Below are 17,333 nucleotides of genomic sequence, written 5' to 3'. Positions count from 1 at the left end.
GAGCAGGTCCCTGAGGTGGAACGACGAGCGGCCCCTTCTGCCCATGAAGGGGCCGCTCAACGTTTGTCCGAAAGGCCTTCTCAGGCCTGCTCGGGCGCAGCCGAGATGTGCTCGTGGATCAGCGACACCGCCGCAGCTCCCTCGCCGGTGGCCGAGGCCACCCGCTTCATGGACCCCGCGCGGACGTCTCCTGCGCACAGCACGCCGGGCACCGCGGTGGACAGCTGCGCCGGCGGGACGTCCTGCAGCCAGTGGTCGGCCGGGACGTCCCTGCCCGTGAGCACGAAGCCCCGCTCGTCCCGGTACACGGCCTCTGGAAGCCAGTCGCAGTGCGGGGCCGCCCCCAGCAGGAGGACGAGCCCGCCGACCTCCTGGTGCCGGCGCTGCCCGGTGGCGATCTCCTCGAGCTCGACCCAGGACAGCTCTCCCTCCTCGGCGCCGCCGTCGACCACGCGGGTCCCGCCCTGGACCTCGATCCGGGGGTTCGCCTCGATCTCGGTGATCAGGTACTGCGACATGGTCTCTCCGAGCCCGGGCCTGCGCACGACGATCGTGACGGAGCGGGCGAATCGTGCCAGGTGCACGGCGGCCTGCCCGGCGCTGTTCCCTCCGCCGACCACCACGACGTCCTGGCCCTCCATCTCCGGGGCCGAGGCCATCGCGGCGCCGTAGTGGACGCCGTGGCCGACCAGCTGCACGAGGGAGTCGACGCCGAGCCGGCGGTAGCTGACCCCGCTGGCGATCAGGACGGTGCGTGCGCGCAGGGCCTCGGATTCGGTGAGCACGGTGTGCAGGTCTCCGTCGATCCCGGGCTCCAGGCGCTCGACCGGCCAGCCGGTGCGGATCACGGCGCCGAAGCGCAGCGCCTGGGTGCGCGCCCGCGACGTCAGGCGCATGCCCGAGATGCCGCGCGGGAAGCCCAGGTAGTTGCGGATCATCGAGCTTGTGCCGGCCTGGCCGCCGACGGCGTCGGATTCGAGCACGAGCGTGCTCAGCCCCTCGCTGGCCGCATAGACGGCCGCTGCGAGCCCGGCGGGTCCCGCGCCCACGATGATGACATCGAACTCATCGGGCAGCTGCTCGACCGTGAGGGCGCGATTCGCCGAGAGCCTCCGGGCGAGGTGGCGGGCCGAAGGGCAGTGCTCGGCTGGCAGGCCCGAGGCGCTGATCATGGGCCAGCGGATCTCCTCCTCCGTCTCGGCCAGGATCCGCCGTCCGGTCTCGGAATCCGGGGAGTGCATCCCGTGCGGAGTGCCCATCCGATACAGGTGGTCCTGCAGCTGCCGGGCGATCGGGTGCCCCGGCGGGGCCACGATCGAGAAGGTCTCCACCTGCGGGCTGCCGGTCGTGGCGACCCAGTCGTTGAGCAGGTCGACGATCGCCGAGTGGAACTCCTCGTCGCGCTGCCCGCGCGGCAGCAGCAGGTGGGCATCGAGGACGCCCATGGCCACCTTGTGCCGCAGCAGCTGCACGTGGGGCATGAAGCTGGACCAGGCGGTGACCGCGATCCGCCGCGCCGTGGGCACGGCCGTGCCCACGGACTTCAGCGACGCGAAGGTCTGCGACCAGTCCTGGTCCTCGGTCTCGGGGGGGGGAGGTGTCCAGGACGAGAAGCGCCACGGGCGAGCCCTGGGCCTCGAGCTCCTCCGGGTCCGCGCTCAGCGCAGGCTGTGGGAGTCCACCGCGCGGACGTCGTACTCGTGGGCGTAGCGGCGGAACTGCCGGGTCAGCACCTCGCCGTGAAGGGCCGAGACGAGCAGGATCGCCGGCTGCGGCTCGACGGGCCGGTCCGGCTCGGAGGTCGTGGGCTGGGACGGGGGCGGGGTGGACATGGCGGCTCCAGTGCTCGGGCAGGACGGGGTTCCAGGACGACGGAGGAGGATGCGACGAGCACCGGATGCGTCGGGATCGGTTCAGGCGGTGGTGCTGTGCACGTAGCACCAGCGCCAGGTCTCGCCGGGCTCGGCCGACTGCATCACGGGGTGGCCGGTGGCGCGGAAGTGCGCGGTCGCGTGCTGGCCGACCGAGGAGTCGCAGCAGCCGATCTCGCCGCGGGTCAGGCAGCGGCGCAGGGCCACCGGATGGGTGCCCTGCCCAGACAGGCGCGGCACACGGCGTCGTCGTCGGCATGCGGGCTCACCGAGGGCTGGGCGGCGAGCTCGTCGCAGGTGCCGCCCTGGCCGTCGCCGGTGGCCACGATCTCCTCGCGCGCCTCGGCGCCGGAGTCCAGCATGGACTCCACGAGATCGAGCATGCCCAGGACCTCGCGGACCACGTGGGAGGGCACCTGGCCTTCCCTCCGGATCTCCAGCACGCGCTGGCGCTCGGCGGCGATCATGCTCAGCCGCAGCCGGGTGTAGGCCTCCGACGGGGACTCCTCCCCGGTGCGGGTGGACAGCCGCTCCCAGGCCGCGAAGGTGCGCGCTGGTCCAGGCGGGCGCGGATGGACTCGGCCACGCCGTGGTCCTCGTGGTGGTCGCACCGATCGAGCTCGTGCAGACCTGCCTCGCTCGCCTGCTGCAGCAGCGTGGCCCGGGCCAGCGCGTCCACGGCGGGGTCGTTGGGCCTGACCCCCAGCGCGCGGGTCAGCCAGGGCAGGGACAGGCCCTGCAGGTAGAGGGTTCCCAGCACCACCACGAGCGCGCACAGCACCAGCAGGTCGTGGTGGGGGACATCGGCCGGGATGATGAACACGGCGGCGATCGTGACGACGCCGCGCATCCCCGCCCAGCCCGTGATGATCGCGTGCGACCACGGCTCCCGCTCCTGCGGGGCCTGTCGCAGGCCGCGCAGCCACTGGGTCAGCAGCACCCAGGCCATGCGCGTCAGGATCACCGCGGCGAGCACGCCTGCGCACGCGAGCACCACGCGCGACCAGGGGACGGTGCCGTCCAGGCCCGTGATGATGGAGACCACCTGCATGCCGATCAGCAGGAAGACCGCGTGCTCCAGCAGGAACGCCACGGTGGACCAGGTGACGCGCTCGGTGATCCGGGATCCGGAGGTCTGGACCACGGGCGCCTTGTGCCCGATGAGCAGGCCGGCGACGACCACCGAGATCACTCCGGAGGCGTGGATCTCCTCGGCCGCCAGGTAGGCCAGGAACGGGACGACGAACGAGAGCCCCGTGTCGATCAGGGGGTCGTGGATGCGCCGGCGCAGCAGGTTCACGACGGCGGCCACGGCCAGCCCGAGCAGGATGCCCCCGCCGGCGGCGATGAGGAAGTCCAGGGAGATCGAGCCGACGGCGACGGCACCCGTGATGGCGGCGATCGCCGTGCGCAGGCTGACCAGGGCGGTGGCGTCGTTGAGCAGGGACTCGCCCTCGAGCACCGTGACGATCTGGCGGGGCAGCCCGATGCGGCGGGCCACGGCGCTGGCGGAGACGGCGTCCGGAGGGGCCACTGCCGCACCCAGGGCGAGCGCGACCGGCCAGGGGATGTCCGGCACGAGGGCGTGCAGCGTCCATCCGACGGTGAACGTGGTGACGACCACGGCCGTCACGGACAGCAGGATCACCGAGGTCAGGTTCGCCTTGATGTCGATGATCGAGGTCTGCAGCGCGGAGGAGTACAGCAGGGGCGGGAGCAGCCCCACGAGCACGAGCTCCGGGCCGAGCTCGATCACCGGGACGAAGGGCAGGAAGGAGCCGATCACGCCCAGGACGATGAGGACCATGGGCGCGGGCAGTCGCAGCCGCTCGCTCAGGGAAGTGCCGACGAGGACCGTGACGACGATGCCGACGAGCAGCAGAGCGGTGTGCATGGCGACATGCTAGTCAGCCGGGGGCGTCGGCGGCCCCGGTCGAGCGATCGGCGGAGCGGGCCCAGAACTCGATGATGTTCATGACGGCAGCCGCTCCGACGAGGATGAAGCTCAGACCCGCGAGTCCGACACCGGAATGACGAACGGCCGGATCCGCGCTGCGGCGGATCCGGCCGTTGCGATGTCCTGAGACATCACATGGTCGGGATGACAGGATTTGAACCTGCGACCTCCTCGTCCCGAACGAGGCGCGCTACCAAGCTGCGCCACATCCCGATTGCGCGGACTCGCGTCGCGCGCAACCCGACCAGTGTAAGGGCATCCGCGGGGGGATGGGAAATCCGTTCCTCGCAGCCCGTGCCGCTCAGGAGCTGGCGAGCAGGAAGGCCTCGCGCATCCGCTGGACGTCGGGCTCCAGTCCGGTGAAGTGGCGGAAGGCGTCGACGGCCTGGAAGACCGCCATGCGGCCGCCGTCGAGGGTGCGGCAGCCGCGCTGGGCGGCCTCCTCGAGCAGCTGCGTGCGCAGAGGCATGTAGACGATCTCCGCGACCCACTGCCGCGGGCTGAGCAGGCCGGTGTCGAAGGAGGTCCCGGGGTGGGCGGGCATGCCCATGGGGGTCGCGTTGACGACGCCGTCGCATGCCTGCAGCGCGGGCTCGAGCTGATCCTGGGGCAGCGCCGCTGCCGCCTGGCGGCCGGCCCCGCGGTTGAGCGAAGCCACGAGCTCCTGGGCCCGCACGGGGTCCAGGTCGCTGACCAGAAGGCGCTGCACGCCCATCCCGACCAGGGCCGAGGCCACCGAGGTGCCCGCCCCGCCGGTGCCGATCTGCACGACCGTCCCGGTCTCGGCATCCGGGAGACCCTCCAGGAACCCGCTGCGGAACCCGGAGACGTCGGTGTTGTGCCCGACGAGCGTCCCGTCCTCCCGGATCACGACGGTGTTGGCCGCGCCCAGGCGGCGCACGTCGTCGTCGATCTCGTCGAGCAGCTCGACGACGGCGCGCTTGTGCGGGTGCGTGATGTTCAGCCCGTCGAAGCCCAGGTCCCTGGCCGCGTGCAGGATCTCCGCGAGCGGCCGGCCCTTCAGCCCCGAGCGCAGGGTGTCCAGACGCCGATAGATGGTGGGGCGGCCCTGTGCCAGGCCCTCGGCCTCGTGCATGGGGGGAGTGCGGGACAGGGCGATGTCGTCGCCGATCAGCCCCAGCAGCAGCGTGCGCTCGCTCATGCGTCTGCGCCCCGTCCGTAGCGGGCCATCAGGAGCTCCAGCGCGTAGAGATAGCCCTGCGCCCCGGCGCCGGCGATCACGGCGTCCGCGATCGGCGAGAGGAAGGACACGTGGCGGAAGTCCTCGCGGGCGTGCGGGTTGGAGAGGTGGACCTCGACCGTGGGCAGCTCGGAGGCCTTGACGGCGTCGTGGAGGCTGACCGAGGTGTGGGTGAGCCCGGCGGCGTTGAGCACGCAGCCGACATGGCTCCCGCGGGCCTGCTGGAGGGCGTCGATCAGCTCGCCCTCGAGGTTGGACTGGCGGAAGTCGACCTCGACGCCCAGCTCTTGGGCGCGCTGAGCGACCAGGGCCTCGATATCAGCCAGGGTCTGGCTGCCGTAGATCTCGGGCTCGCGCGTGCCGAGCATGTTCAGGTTGGGGCCGTTGAGGACCAGGATGCGCGGACGGGTCATGGTGCGTCTCCTCTCGGGGCCGCCGCGGCGGCCGGGATCTGGGATCGGGGATGGGAGCGTAGAAGGGCGGGCGAGCTCAGCGGGGCCGCGGCGGCAGCACGGCCGCGAGCTGATCGGCGGCCTCGCGCAGCAGGGGCACCTGGTCCTGAAGCTCCTCCCGGGTGCTGCGGAAGATGGGGGCGGCCAGGCACAGGGCGGCGATCAGCCCCCGGCGGGGTCCAGGACCGGCACGGCGACGGCGGCCATGCCGTCGTCGTGCTCCTCCGACTGCGAAGCGAAGCCCTGCTGCTGCGTCTGCGCCACGAGCTCCCGCAGCCGATCGCGCTCGGTCAGGGTGCTCTCGGTCCGAGCCGGCAGGGGGATCGACTCGAGCAGGCGGTCGCGCTCGGCGGCGGGGGCGAAGGCGAGCAGGACCCGGCCGATCGCCGAGGAGTGCAGAGTGCCCTGATCGCCCGGGTCCGTGGTGACCCGGAAATCCGGGCCGTCGATCTTGGCGGTGGTGAGGAAGCGCTGCTCGTGCAGCACGGCGAGCAGGCAGCTCTCCCCGGTGGTCTCGACCAGTCCCTGCAGCACGGGTGCCGCCGAGGCGTCGAAGCCGCGGGCGTGAGCGACCTTCTGCCCGAGCTGGAACACGGGCAGCCCCAGGCGGTAGCGCTTGTCCTGGGGGGAGTGCTCCGCGAAGCCCGTGTCCACCAGGGTGCGCAGCAGACGGTAGGCGGTGGAGAAGTGGTGCCCCGAGGCCTCGGCGAGCTCGCGGGCAGTAGCGCCGTCGGGATGCTCGCCGAGCAGGCTCAGCATGTCCAGGGCCTTGCCCACCGTGCCGGTGCTCTGGGTGCTCACGCGCATCTCCCTCTGGGTTCTGCTTGACAGGCACTGTTGTGTGGATCACAGTGAATCTATCACTATTCGGAAGTCATTTCCAATATATGGAAATCATCCGTGCGGGGCATCTGTCCCGCAGGACCCGGCGCGCGTCGATCAGCTCGCCGCCCATGCCCGCCATCGTGAGGAACTGCCATGACCACTGCTTCGGCTGCTGAGCAGCCCGCCGCCTCGCCCTCCGGCAAGACTCCGCGCAAGGCCGCGCTGTCCAGCTGGGTCGGCTCCGCCCTGGAGTACTACGACTTCGCCGTCTACGGCACCGCCGCCGCACTCGTGCTCAATCACCTGTTCTTCCCCGCGGACACCAGCCCGGGGGCTGCGATCCTGTTCTCGATGGCCACCGTGGGCGTCGCCTACGTGGTCCGTCCGCTGGGCGCCCTGATCATGGGCCCGCTGGGGGATCGCATGGGACGTCAGTTCGTGCTGATGCTCACCCTGTTCCTGATGGGCGGGGCCACCTTCGCCGTCGGCCTGCTGCCGACCTATGAGCAGGCCGGCCTGCTGGCCCCGATCCTGCTGACCCTGTGCCGCGTCATCCAGGGCCTGTCGGCCGCCGGCGAGCAGGCCAGCGCGATCTCGGTCTCGCTCGAGCACGCCGATGACGACCACCGCGCCTTCACCTCCAGCTGGACGCTGCAGGGCACCCAGGCCGGCACGCTGCTGGCCACCGCCGTATTCATCCCCTTCACGCTGATCCTCACCGAGGAGCAGCTGATGAGCTGGGGCTGGCGCGTCCCGTTCTTCGTCTCGGCCCTGGTCGTCGTGACCGCCTGGGTCATCCGCCGCACCCTGGAGGAGCCGCCCAAGTTCCACGAGGTCTCCGAGCAGCTCGAGAGCGGCCCCACCAAGGCGCCGAACCCGCTGGGCATCCTGTTCCGCTACCACAAGGCGGCCGTGGCTCGGGTGGCCCTGGCTGCCATGGTCAACACCGTCAACATGGTCTTCACGGTCTGGTCGGTCTCCTTCGCGACCTCCGTGGTGGGCCTGAACCGCTCCACGATGCTGCTGGTGCCCGTGGTGGTCAACGCCGTCGCGCTGCTGGCGATCCCGCTGGCGGCCCTGCTCGCGGACCGGATCGGGCGCAAGCCGGTGTTCATCGCCGGGGCGATCGGCGCGGCGGCAGGCATGTACGGCTACCTCGGTGCCGTCCACAGCGGCAGCTGGCCGCTGATCTTCCTGCTCGGCATCCTGATGTCCGGCTGCTTCTACTCACTGGCCAACGGCGTGTGGCCGTCGTTCTACGCCGAGATGTTCCCCACCGCGGTGCGCGTCTCCGGCCTGTCCCTGGGCACCCAGATCGGCTTCGCGGTCTCGGGCGGCGTGGCTCCGGCGCTGTCGGCCTACCTGGCCGGTGAGACCGGCGACAACTGGATGGGCGTGGCCATGTTCGTGACCCTCATGTGCCTCATCTCGGCAGGTGCCGCGCTGACCGCCACCGAGACGGGCCACCGCACGCTCGACAGCCTGGACGACCTGCACACCACCCGCACCGAGGCCATCGATCTCAAGGCCATCGAGGCCGCGCAGGAGCGCAAGGCGCAGAAGGAGGCAGCCGGCCGATGAGGACGTCGATCGCCACCGTGTGCCTGTCCGGAACGCTCGCGGAGAAGATGCGCGCCGCCGCGGATGCGGGCTTCGACGGGATCGAGATCTTCGAGCAGGATCTCGTCGTCTCGCCGCACACCCCGGCGCAGATCCGGCAGCGCGCCGCCGATCTGGGGCTGAGCCTGGACCTCTACCAGCCCTTCCGGGACCTGGACGGGGTCGAGGAGGACGTGTTCCGGGACGGCCTGCGGCGATTGGAGGCCAAGCTCGACGTGGCCCGCGAGCTGGGCATCGACACGATGCTGCTGTGCTCCAACGTGGGCACGGCCACGATCGACGATGACGAGGTCTGCGCCGAGCAGCTCAGGAGGGCCGGCGATCTGGCTGCGGAGTACGGCATCCGGCTGGCCTACGAGGCCCTGGCCTGGGGGAGGTTCGTCAACGACTTCGAGCATGCCGCTCGGATCGTGCGGATGGCCGATCACCCGAACGTGGGCACCTGCCTGGACAGCTTCCACATCCTCTCCCGCGGCTGGGACCCGGCGCCGATCGAGGACCTGGATGCGCAGACCGTGCTGTTCGTCCAGCTCGCGGACGCTCCGCTGCTGAGCATGGACGTGCTGTCCTGGTCGCGGCACCACCGGGTGTTCCCGGGGCAGGGCGGCTTCGACCTGGTCGATTTCATGGTGCACCTGCACCGCTGCGGCTACGACGGCCCGGTGTCCCTGGAGATCTTCAACGACTCCTTCCGCCAGGCCGACGTGGCGCGCACCGCCGTGGACGGGCTGCGGTCGCTGCGCTGGCTCGAGGACCGCACCCTGGCCCGCCTCGTCGAGCTGGGGGAGGCCGATCCCGGCGACGTCCTCGTCCAGGGCCGGGAGGAGGCCATCGGCACCGCCGACGGCGCGGGCCGCGGTGACGAGTCGGGCCCGACTGGTGCGGGCCCCCTGGAGCTGCGCGCACTTCCCCCGGCGGTCCAGCCAGAGGACTGGGGTTTCGTGGAGCTGCGCACGGGCAGGCTGGGGAAGACCTCTCGCGTGCTGCATCAGCTCGGCTTCGCGCTGGGTGGGCATCACCGCAGCAAGGAGGGCGTGCAGCTGTGGACCCAGGGCGAGGCCCGCGTGGTCGTCGCCGACCTGGGCCCCACCGGCCAGGGCGCGGGACTGGCGGGGCTGGCCTTCGAGGTCCCGGACATCGAGGCCGCAGACGCCCGTGCTCACCTCCTGGGGGCGCGCAGGGTCGAGCGCAGCCGGCGATCGGATGAGCAGGACCTGCGCGGCGTGTTCGCCCCCGACGGCACGGAGATCTTCTTCTGCCCGCAGGAGGAGGGGCAGGTGCCGAGCTGGGCGCTCGAGTTCGGGCTGGAGGCCTCGCAGGGCCCGGCGCAGCAGGGACCGGGCATCACGGGGATCGACCACGTGAACACCGCCCAGCCCTGGCAGCACCGCGACGAGGCCGTGCTGTTCTTCACCGCGCTGCTCGGCCTGCAGGCCCAGGAGCCCCAGGACGTCCCGGGGCCGGCGGGTCTCGTGCGCAGCCAGGTCATGCGCTCGAGCGACGACGCGATCCGGATGCCGCTGAACGTGGCTCCGGAGGACGCCGAGCAGTCCGCCTCTATGGGCGCCGTGTACCCCGAGCACGTGGCCTTCGCCTGCCGGGACATCGAGGGCGTGGCCCGCAGGGCCGCCCAGCGAGGGCTGGACAGGCTCCCCGTGCCGGCGAACTACTACGCCGACCTGCAGGCGCGCTTCGGGCTGGACGACGACCGCGTGGCCGAGCTGCGCGAGCTCGGGCTGCTCTACGACCGCGACGACAGCGGGGAGCTGCTGCACTTCTACACCGGGACCCTCGGCGGGGTCTTCTTCGAGGTGCTCGAGCGCCTCGGGGGCTACCGCGGCTACGGAGCGGCGGATGCTCCCGTGCGCCTGGCCGCCCAGTACCGGCGCCTGCGCGATGCAGCACGCGGCATCCCGCGCTGAGGCACGGCACCTTTCGAGGCGGCCACCCGAGACGACGGCCCGGGCCGCGATTCCCGAAGGATCGCGACCCGGGGCCGTCGGGCGTTGCGGGACGACGTTCGCTCAGGCGCGCGCCGTCAGGGTCATGAGGACGGCCTCGGGGCGGCAGAACAGCCTCACCGGAGCGAAGCGAGATTCGCCGAGTCCGGCCGAGATCCCCACGGGCACGCCCTTCTGCTCCGTCATGCCCTTGCAGCGCTCGGGCTCGATATCGCAGTTGGAGACCAGTGCCCGGCCGCCGGGCAGGCAGACCTGCCCGCCGTGGGTGTGTCCGGCCAGGATCAGGTCCGCGCCGTCGTCGGCGAAGCGCTCGAGGGTGCGGATGTAGGGGGCGTGGGCCAGGCCCAGGCGCAGCACGGGCTCCTCGGCCGGAACCGCGTCTGCGGTCCGAACCGATCCGGAGGCATGTGCGGCGCCGGCCGGCAGGCTGAAGCCCGGGTGGCGGTCGAAGTGCAGGTGGGGGTCATCGACGCCCGAGACGTCGAGCAGCTGCCCGCCGATGCGCACCGTGCGGGAGCGGTTGACCATCCCGAGCCAGCCGGCGTCCTCGAAGGCCCGGTGCATCTGCTGCCAGGGCAGCAGCTGCAGCTGGGTGCGGTCGTCGTCCTGCGAGGTGCGCTTCCAGAGATAGCGCGCGGGATTCTTGAAGGCCGGGGCGAAGTAGCAGTTGGAGCCCGGGACGAAGAGGCCGGGCAGGCGCAGCAGGGGCTCGAGGATCTCGAGCAGGTACGGCAGCGCCTGCATGTGCGAGAGGTTGTCGCCGGTGTCGATCACGAGATCCGGCTCGAGCTCGGCCAGACCGTGCACGAAGCGCTTCTTGGCCTCCTGGCCCGGAACCGTGTGCAGGTCCGAGATGTGCAGCAGGCGCAGATCCCGCGAGCCGGGTGCCAGCACGGGCAGGGTCTCGTGGCGGACCCGGAAGCGGCGGCGCTCGCCGAGCACGGCCCATGCGCCGACGGCCAGGCCGGAGGCCGCGACAGCGGCACCGGTCTGGCCGAAGGTCCTCACCCAGGAAGCCCTCAAGGGATCACGCAGCCGGGGCGGTGGTGGCGGTCCCGCTGGCAGTCCCGCCGCTGTCGCCCGTCGCCGTGCCGCCGCTGCTCGAGCTGGAGTCGCTGCTCGAGTCGGAGTCGCTGCCGCCGGTCAGGTCCGACGGGGCCGAGGGGAACTCCTCCGTGCTGTAGTCCGGCGCGATCTCCTCCATGTACTTCTGCCACTGCTCACCGGCATAGGAGGCGCCGTCGACCCAGTCGTCGGGATCGGAGGTCTGGGAGGCTGGCGTGTCGCCGCCGATCGAGACGTCGTTGAGCGAGCTGCTGCCCTCGGCGTAGTTGCCGACCCAGGAGGCCGTGGACAGGCCCTGCGTGTAGCCCAGCAGCCAGGTCTGCGTGGAGTTGTCGGTGGTGCCGGTCTTGGCGGCCGACGCGTCCGGCAGCCCGATGCCGAGCTCGTAGCCGGAGCCGCGCACGAGGACCTGCTCGAGCACGTGGTTCACCGTCCGCGCCTCGTCCTCGCTGATCTGGCGCTGGCAGTTGCCCTCCGGGACCGCGTACTCGGTGCCGTCGGCGCCGGTGACGCTGAGCAGGGACCGGGGCTCGCAGCGCACGCCGTCATTGGCGAAGGTCGCGTAGGCGGTGGCCATGGTCAGCGGGGAGACGTTGTCCGACGAACCGCCCAGCAGCGCGGAGAGGTGCGTGGTGTCGATCGGCAGGCCCGTCTGTCCGTTGTGGAGACCCAGATCCGCGGTGAGCTCGCCGATGCGGCACAGGTCAAGCTGATCGGCCATGGCGTAGATCGCGGTGTTGATCGAGTTGTACAGGCCGAACTCCACGGACATGTCCCGCTCGTAGCCCTTGGTCGCGTTCTGGAACGAGAAGCCATTGCCGTCGTTGCCCGGCTCGAACACCGAGCCGCCCTCCACGCAGGAGGCCTTCCACGCGTGATCGGCCGGGTAGCGGGTGCGCGAGGCGTCGATGTTCTGGCCCACCGACTTGCCAGCGTCGATCCAGGCCAGCAGCACGGCGGGCTTGAACGTCGAGCCCACCTGGTATCCGCCGGTGCCGGCGTCCAGGGTGTCCGTGTTGAAGTTATAGACCGTGTTCTGGTGGTCCTCCTCCTCCGCTGAGGAGTAGTTCGAGTTCTGCGCCATAGCCACGATGTTCCCGGAGTCCGGCTCGACCGACACGATCGAGGAGCCCACGGAGTCCGGGTTGTCGTCGGCAGGCTGCGTGGCCTCGACCTGCTCCTGGGCCACGGACTGGGCCTTCGGATCCAGGGTGGTCACGATCTTCAGCCCGCCGCGCTGGAGGTTGTTCAGGCGGTCGTCCGGGGTCTCGCCGAACTCGGGCGAGGTGAGGATCTCGTTCTCCACGTACGTGCAGAAGTAGGGGGCGTCCTCGGAGGCGGTGCAACCCTGGTTCTCCGGGTGCAGATCCAGGTCCAGCGGGGCCGCGACGGCGGCGTCGTACTGCTCCTGGGAGATCTTGCCCTCATCGAGCATGGTCCACAGCACCGTGTTGCGGCGGTCGATGGACTGCTCCGGGTTGGTCGCGGGGTTGTAGTACTCCGGGGACTGCACGAGCCCCGCCAGGGTGGCCGACTGCTGGAGGTTCAGCTCCGAGGCGCTGATGCCCCAGTAGTAGTTGGCAGCGGTCTCCACGCCGTAGTTGCGCGGGCCGAACAGCACCATGTTCAGGTAGCCCTCGAGGATCTCCTCCTTGGGCACCTCGTTCTCCATGGAGACCGCGAGCTTCATCTCCTGGATCTTATCCGCGTAGCCCTTGTTGGCGCCCAGCGTGGAGGCCTCGTCGCCGGCGCGGACGTCGCGGTCGATGATGAGGTTGTTGACGTACTGCTGGGTCAGCGTGGAGGCGCCCTGACGGCCCTCGGAGTTGGTCAGGTTGTTCGCGACCGCGCGGAAGATGCCCGTGACCGAGACGCCGCCGTGCGTGTAGAAGTCGCGGTCCTCGACCGAGACGATCGCATCCTGCATGTACGGGGAGATGTCGTCGAGCGCGACCGGTGTGCGGTTCTCCGCGTAGAACGTGGCCAGCTCGGTCTCGCCGTCACGCGCGTACGCGGTCGAGGAGCGGGAGATGGGGCCGTTGGAGAGGTCCTCGGGGAGGTCCTTCATCCACGCGACCGAGCCGTTGGCGGCGAGGCCCGCCGCAGCGGCCGAGGGCAGGACGAGGGCCGCGACGACGCCTCCGGCCAGGATGCTGGCGAGGAGGAAGGCGATGACGCGACCGACGGCAGACGTCCCCTGCGGGGCACCGGGGGAGCTCGGAGATGAGGCCATTCGGTCATGGTACAAGCGAAGCCTGGCAGCGGCGGGCGGCGCGCGATGAGGCCTGCGCCACGGGCCCAGGCACTAGGATCGGGGTCATGACCACCTGGGAATACATGACCGCGCCCATCATGATCCACGCGACCAAGCAGATCCTCGACAACTTCGGCTCGGAGGGCTGGGAGCTGGTGGCGATCCTGCCCGGCCAGCAGCAGGCCTCCACGCCGGACGCTGCCGTGAACGCTCCGCAGCAGACCAACCCGATCGCCTACTTCAAGCGCCCCAAGGAGGCCTGATCATGTCCGCAGCGGCATCCGCAGGACGCGTCGAGGCCCGCATGGCCGAACTCGGCCTGGCCCTGCCCGAGGTCCCCGCCCCGGCCGGCACCTACGTCCCGGCCCTGATCGACGGCACCCACGTCTGGACCTCCGGGCAGCTGCCGTTCGTCGACGGCGCCCTGCCGAGCACCGGCAAGGTCGGGCTCGGCGAGGGCCTGGTCGCCCCGGAGCTGGCCCAGCAGCTGGCCGCCACCTGCGTGCTCAACGCGCTGGCGGCGATCAAGGGCCAGATCGGCGACCTCGATCGCATCACCCGCGTGGTGAAGCTCGTGGGCTTCGTGTCCTCCGACCCGTCCTTCACCGAGCAGCCCGGCGTGATCAACGGAGCCTCGGATCTGCTGGGCGAGCTGCTCGGCCAGGCCGGAGTGCACGCCCGCTCGGCCGTCGGCGTGGCGGTCCTGCCCAAGGACTCCCCGGTCGAGCTCGAGCTCGTTGTCGAATTCGCCTGAGCCCCTCGAGGCTTCCACCGGGCCGTCCGGCCGCGCTCCGCAGGAGGAGCCGGCCGGGCGGCCCTCGTCGTACCCGCCGGGGCTCGAGCAGCGGCGCCCGGACTCGATCGCCCCGGTGCGCCGCTTCCCGCTGCTGCCGGAGTACCGGGCGGCGGCCGAGCTCTGGCTGGATCCAGAGCAGGACACAGCTCCGGTCACGCCGCTGGACGCGGCCTGCACCGTGCTGCTGCGCGACAGCCCCCAGGGCGTGCAGACCTACCTCTGCGCCCACGAGCTGCGCTCGCCGTTCGGATCGGTGGGCTTTCCCGGCGGGAGGGTGACCGGCGCCGACGACGACCCCGTGCCCTGGTCCGGGCCCACGAGCAAGCAGTGGGCCGGCCTGCTGCAGGAGGACGTCGGCGATGCCCGCCGCGCCGTGATGGCCGCTGCACGCACCCTGTTCGTGAGCACCGGCGTGCTGCTGGCGGGTCGACGCAGCGATTCCACGATCACCATGACCGGCGGGCACGACTGGATGTCCGTGCGGGAGGGCGTCGCTGCCGGGGAGTCCAGCATGGCCGAGCTGCTCCACGAGCGCCGGCTGGTGCTGCGCACCGAGCTGCTGCGGCCCATGGCCCGGTGGGTGACCGCCGAGTTCGTGCACCGCCGCTTCGACCTGCGCTGCTTCCTGGTGATCCTGCCGGAGCGGCAGGAGCCCTCGCCGCTGCGCTCCCGTGATCGTCCCGGCGCCTGGGTCTCCCCGGAGCAGATCCTGCGGGCCCGGGAGACCGACACCGGTTTCGCGGAGGCCGCGCGCTCCGGCGATCTGGGGCTCACGGCCCGGGAGGCGCTGGCGGGGGCCGAGCCGCATGCCCACCTGCATCGGCTGCTGACCCCGTTCACCCTGCTGCTGCTCGAGGACCTGGCCGGAGCCGGCTGCGCGATCGCCGCCGCTGCCCACCGGCCCCACCTGGCTCCCCGCATGGCCCGGCTCGACCGCGACGACGACGGCAGGCTGTGCTTCGCCGTCGACCGCCGCAGCGGAGGGCGCCGCCGCCGCTGACCCGCGGAAGCCGCCTGCTCGCTGCGCTCAGCTGCGCCTCAGCGCCGCGATCACGGATCCCATGGAGGGCCCTTCCGCGCAGACGAGTGGAGGCCGCGACCCGATGGGTCGCGGCCTCCTCTTCATCGCTCCTGCCGGTCTGCTCGCCGAAGCGGTCCGGGGCAGAGCCGGCGGTGCGTCAGCGGGAGCGCTGCTGCAGGCGCGGCGTGTCCAGGATGACGACGGCGCGGGCCTCCAGGCGGATCCAGCCGCGCTGGACGAACTCGGCCAGGGCCTTGTTCACGGTCTCGCGCGAGGCGCCGACCAGCTGGGCCAGCTCCTCCTGGGTCAGCTCGTGGGCCACGAGCACGCCGTCGGGGGTCTGGCGGCCGAAGCGCTCGGCGAGGTCCAGCAGGGCCTTGGCCACTCGGCCGGGGACGTCGGAGAAGACCAGGTCGGCCAGGTTCTCGTTCGTGCGGCGCAGGCGACGGGCCAGGGCCTGCAGCAGCTGCTGCGAGACCGCGGGGTTGCGCTCGAGGACCTTCATGAGGTTCTCGTGGTTGAGCCCGGCCAGCTGGGTCTCGGAGACCGCGGTGGCGGCGGTCGAGCGGGGGGACGGGTCGAACAGGGCCATCTCGCCGAAGACCTCGCCGGGGCCCATGACCGCGACCAGGTTCTCGCGGCCGTCGCTGGCCGTGCGGCCCAGCTTCACCTTGCCGGAGATGATGAAGTACAGGCGATCGCCCTGATCGCCCTCGTGGAACAGGGTGGCCCCGCGCGGGAGATCGACCTCGGTGATCTCGTCGGTGAGCGCGGCGAAGGCCTCGTCGTCAAGAGACGCGAAGAGGGGGGCCCGGCGCAGGACCTCGGTATCCATGGTGCTCCTCGAAAGGTGGTAGCTGATCTCGGTGCCGACTTGCTGTGACGCATTCGACACTCCCGTCCCCACTGTAATGCGAGATACTCCGATTCCCAACGGACCGGACATGATCGGACCGCCTCAGCGCGTCGAGGCGCCGGGGCGAGCCGCCCCGTCGACGGGTCGGCACGAGCGCGGAGGAGGCGGCGATGACCTGGAGCCTGATGGACCTGATCATCGTGCTTCTCCTCGTGCTGGGGATGCTCCACGGCCTGGTGCGCGGGATCGGGCGCACACTCGGCGGCATCGTCGGGCTGCTGCTCGGAGGTGCCCTGGCCCTGTGGCTGATCCCCCTGATCCCGCTGGAGAACGGCGGGACCTCGGTGCGGCTGCTGGTGCTGGGCGGGCTGGTCGTGCTCGGGATGCTCGGAGGGCACGCCCTCGGCGAGGCCCTGCTCGGGCGGATCGCCGGGATGCCGTCCCAGCGGCACTCGCGGGCCGCGGCGGTGCTCGACGCCCTCGGCGGCGCGCTGCTCAGCACGGCGGCGGCAGCGCTCGTCGTGCTCGCGGCGGTCTCCACCCTGGCCAGCGGGCCGGCCCCGGCCCTGGGCGCCCACGCCGAGAGCTCGCCCATGATGCGCGCGATCGACGGCTCCGTGCCTCGGAGCCTCACGAGTCTGCTCGAGCAGACCCAGCACAGAGTGGCCGGAAGCGCCGCCGCGCGTGAGCTCGACACGCTGCTCTTCGCCCCGGCCTCCCCGCCGGAGGGAGAGGTCGAGGACCCGGAGATCCTCGCGGCGGCCGATTCGGTCGTCCAGGTGGTCGGCTTCGCCCCGCAGTGCTCGACGCGCCAGAGCGGCTCGGGCTTCGCTGCCGCCGAGGGCCAGGTGGTCACCAACGCCCACGTGGTGGCGGGCACCGACACCGTGTTCGTCCACGACGCCCAGGGGCGGCGGCACGAGGCCCGGGTGGTCCTCTTCCGTCCCGAGGAGGATCTGGCCGTGCTGGACGTCGCGAGCCTCGCGGTCCCGGCGCTGCCGATCGGCGGCGCCCCGGCGCAGGGCACCCTGGGGGCCTTCATCGGCCACCCCGGCGGCGGGCCGCTGACGATCGGCCCGGCCGAGGTCCAGGGCACGGCGCTGACCTCCATGAGCTCGATCGACGCCGAGGCCTCCGCCGCACCCGTCGAGGTCCTGCAGTTCGCCGGCGACGTCCAGCAGGGCAATTCGGGCGGGCCCCTGGTGGATGAGGACGGGGCGGTGATCGGCGTGGTGTTCGCTCGCTCGTCGTCCGGACCCGCCGGCTTCGCGGTGAGCACCGAGCAGCTCGACGCCGCTCTGTCCGCGGCGGACGGGGCCGAGCAGGCCGTCTCCACGCAGGACTGCGAGCCCGCCGCGGCCGGCTGAGATCGCCCGTCGCGCCGTGGATGCGGAAGGAGGGGCCGGGAGGAGCCGCACGGCTCCTCCCGGCCCCTCCTTCCGACGGGCTCAGGC

17 protein-coding genes and 1 tRNA gene are annotated in these 17,333 nt (G+C 71.6%); 6 read left to right on the top strand and 12 right to left on the bottom strand.

Annotated elements, in window-relative coordinates; translation table 11 throughout:
* Positions 1–80: 80 nt before the first annotated feature.
* The 9 genes from OVA15_RS08510 to OVA15_RS08480 form a co-directional block, all read right to left on the bottom strand.
* Entirely contained in the window at positions 81–1,538 is a 1,458-nt protein-coding gene (locus OVA15_RS08510; protein ID WP_268144341.1) for an NAD(P)/FAD-dependent oxidoreductase, read from the bottom strand.
* Between the two features lie 120 nt (positions 1,539–1,658).
* Positions 1,659–1,832: a hypothetical protein gene (locus OVA15_RS08505; RefSeq protein WP_268144339.1), complete on the bottom strand. Its 174-nt coding sequence runs from the start codon at positions 1,830–1,832 to the stop codon at positions 1,659–1,661.
* A gap of 81 nt (positions 1,833–1,913) precedes the next feature.
* Positions 1,914–2,078, bottom strand: coding sequence for a UBP-type zinc finger domain-containing protein (locus OVA15_RS13275; RefSeq protein WP_326493275.1), 165 nt, complete (start codon positions 2,076–2,078; stop codon positions 1,914–1,916).
* Positions 2,057–2,338 carry a hypothetical protein gene (locus OVA15_RS13270; RefSeq protein ID WP_326493274.1) on the bottom strand — a complete coding sequence of 94 codons (282 nt, stop codon included), beginning with the start codon at positions 2,336–2,338 and terminating at the stop codon, positions 2,057–2,059. Before OVA15_RS13270 ends, OVA15_RS13275 begins: the two co-directional genes overlap by 22 nt.
* Positions 2,339–2,340: 2 nt before the next feature.
* Positions 2,341–3,765, bottom strand: coding sequence for a Na+/H+ antiporter (locus OVA15_RS08500; protein WP_326493273.1), 1,425 nt, complete (start codon positions 3,763–3,765; stop codon positions 2,341–2,343).
* Positions 3,766–3,964: 199 nt separating this feature from the next.
* Positions 3,965–4,041: transfer RNA gene (locus OVA15_RS08495), tRNA-Pro, on the bottom strand.
* 88 nt (positions 4,042–4,129) lie between these two features.
* Positions 4,130–4,990: a shikimate dehydrogenase gene (locus tag OVA15_RS08490; protein ID WP_268144337.1), complete on the bottom strand. Its 861-nt coding sequence runs from the start codon at positions 4,988–4,990 to the stop codon at positions 4,130–4,132.
* A complete protein-coding gene (aroQ, locus tag OVA15_RS08485; RefSeq protein WP_268144335.1) occupies positions 4,987–5,442 on the bottom strand; it encodes a type II 3-dehydroquinate dehydratase in 456 nt (151 codons plus the stop codon). Before aroQ ends, OVA15_RS08490 begins: the two co-directional genes overlap by 4 nt.
* 201 nt (positions 5,443–5,643) lie before the next feature.
* The gene (locus OVA15_RS08480; RefSeq protein WP_268144333.1) at positions 5,644–6,282 is read right to left on the bottom strand and encodes an IclR family transcriptional regulator; all 639 of its coding nucleotides are present in this window, start codon (positions 6,280–6,282) and stop codon (positions 5,644–5,646) included.
* A gap of 177 nt (positions 6,283–6,459) precedes the next feature.
* Between OVA15_RS08480 and OVA15_RS08475 the strand changes: the two genes are divergently transcribed.
* A complete protein-coding gene (locus tag OVA15_RS08475; protein ID WP_206390899.1) occupies positions 6,460–7,887 on the top strand; it encodes an MFS transporter in 1,428 nt (475 codons plus the stop codon).
* The gene (locus tag OVA15_RS08470) at positions 7,884–9,848 is read left to right on the top strand and encodes a bifunctional sugar phosphate isomerase/epimerase/4-hydroxyphenylpyruvate dioxygenase family protein (RefSeq protein ID WP_268144331.1); all 1,965 of its coding nucleotides are present in this window, start codon (positions 7,884–7,886) and stop codon (positions 9,846–9,848) included. The genes OVA15_RS08475 and OVA15_RS08470 overlap by 4 nt, the downstream gene beginning before the upstream one ends.
* Before the next feature lie 102 nt (positions 9,849–9,950).
* Here OVA15_RS08470 and OVA15_RS08465 read toward each other — a convergent pair whose 3' ends face one another.
* Positions 9,951–10,895 carry a metallophosphoesterase gene (locus tag OVA15_RS08465; protein ID WP_268144329.1) on the bottom strand — a complete coding sequence of 315 codons (945 nt, stop codon included), beginning with the start codon at positions 10,893–10,895 and terminating at the stop codon, positions 9,951–9,953.
* 19 nt (positions 10,896–10,914) lie between these two features.
* Positions 10,915–13,185, bottom strand: a complete 2,271-nt coding sequence (locus OVA15_RS08460) for a transglycosylase domain-containing protein (protein WP_268144327.1) — start codon at positions 13,183–13,185, stop codon at positions 10,915–10,917.
* 86 nt (positions 13,186–13,271) lie between these two features.
* Here OVA15_RS08460 and OVA15_RS08455 point away from each other — a divergent pair, with 86 nt between their 5' ends.
* From OVA15_RS08455 to OVA15_RS08445, 3 genes are read left to right on the top strand one after another with little or no spacing between them, the layout of a single operon-like run.
* Positions 13,272–13,469 carry a hypothetical protein gene (locus tag OVA15_RS08455; RefSeq protein ID WP_006213800.1) on the top strand — a complete coding sequence of 66 codons (198 nt, stop codon included), beginning with the start codon at positions 13,272–13,274 and terminating at the stop codon, positions 13,467–13,469.
* 2 nt (positions 13,470–13,471) lie between these two features.
* Entirely contained in the window at positions 13,472–13,960 is a 489-nt protein-coding gene (locus OVA15_RS08450; protein WP_024289835.1) for a RidA family protein, read from the top strand.
* Positions 13,944–15,002 carry a hypothetical protein gene (locus OVA15_RS08445; protein WP_268144326.1) on the top strand — a complete coding sequence of 353 codons (1,059 nt, stop codon included), beginning with the start codon at positions 13,944–13,946 and terminating at the stop codon, positions 15,000–15,002. Before OVA15_RS08450 ends, OVA15_RS08445 begins: the two co-directional genes overlap by 17 nt.
* Positions 15,003–15,180: 178 nt before the next feature.
* Here OVA15_RS08445 and OVA15_RS08440 read toward each other — a convergent pair whose 3' ends face one another.
* Complete coding sequence (locus tag OVA15_RS08440; RefSeq protein ID WP_006213795.1) at positions 15,181–15,858, bottom strand: Crp/Fnr family transcriptional regulator; 678 nt, start codon at positions 15,856–15,858, stop codon at positions 15,181–15,183.
* A gap of 191 nt (positions 15,859–16,049) precedes the next feature.
* Between OVA15_RS08440 and OVA15_RS08435 the strand changes: the two genes are divergently transcribed.
* Positions 16,050–17,246: a MarP family serine protease gene (locus OVA15_RS08435; RefSeq protein WP_268144323.1), complete on the top strand. Its 1,197-nt coding sequence runs from the start codon at positions 16,050–16,052 to the stop codon at positions 17,244–17,246.
* Positions 17,247–17,333: the final 87 nt, after the last annotated feature.

It is taken from the genome of Kocuria sp. SL71 (genome assembly GCF_026672465.1).
Taxonomy (GTDB): Bacteria; Actinomycetota; Actinomycetes; order Actinomycetales; family Micrococcaceae; genus Kocuria; species Kocuria palustris.
The sequence above is the reverse complement of the archived record's forward strand: the minus strand, read 5'-3'. Positions and strand labels throughout refer to the sequence as shown.

What these genes read in the sequence shown, in the direction of transcription:
- OVA15_RS08505 (WP_268144339.1), bottom strand. Translation starts at nt 1,832, where the DNA reads ATGTCCACCCCGCCCCCGTCCCAGCCCACGACCTCCGAGCCGGACCGG.
- OVA15_RS13270 (WP_326493274.1), bottom strand. Translation starts at nt 2,338, where the DNA reads ATGATCGCCGCCGAGCGCCAGCGCGTGCTGGAGATCCGGAGGGAAGGC.
- OVA15_RS08500 (WP_326493273.1), bottom strand. Translation starts at nt 3,765, where the DNA reads ATGCACACCGCTCTGCTGCTCGTCGGCATCGTCGTCACGGTCCTCGTC.
- OVA15_RS08490 (WP_268144337.1), bottom strand. Translation starts at nt 4,990, where the DNA reads ATGAGCGAGCGCACGCTGCTGCTGGGGCTGATCGGCGACGACATCGCC.
- aroQ (WP_268144335.1), bottom strand. Translation starts at nt 5,442, where the DNA reads ATGACCCGTCCGCGCATCCTGGTCCTCAACGGCCCCAACCTGAACATG.
- OVA15_RS08475 (WP_206390899.1), top strand. Translation starts at nt 6,460, where the DNA reads ATGACCACTGCTTCGGCTGCTGAGCAGCCCGCCGCCTCGCCCTCCGGC.
- OVA15_RS08470 (WP_268144331.1), top strand. Translation starts at nt 7,884, where the DNA reads ATGAGGACGTCGATCGCCACCGTGTGCCTGTCCGGAACGCTCGCGGAG.
- OVA15_RS08460 (WP_268144327.1), bottom strand. Translation starts at nt 13,185, where the DNA reads ATGGCCTCATCTCCGAGCTCCCCCGGTGCCCCGCAGGGGACGTCTGCC.
- OVA15_RS08455 (WP_006213800.1), top strand. Translation starts at nt 13,272, where the DNA reads ATGACCACCTGGGAATACATGACCGCGCCCATCATGATCCACGCGACC.
- OVA15_RS08450 (WP_024289835.1), top strand. Translation starts at nt 13,472, where the DNA reads ATGTCCGCAGCGGCATCCGCAGGACGCGTCGAGGCCCGCATGGCCGAA.
- OVA15_RS08440 (WP_006213795.1), bottom strand. Translation starts at nt 15,858, where the DNA reads ATGGATACCGAGGTCCTGCGCCGGGCCCCCCTCTTCGCGTCTCTTGAC.
- OVA15_RS08435 (WP_268144323.1), top strand. Translation starts at nt 16,050, where the DNA reads ATGACCTGGAGCCTGATGGACCTGATCATCGTGCTTCTCCTCGTGCTG.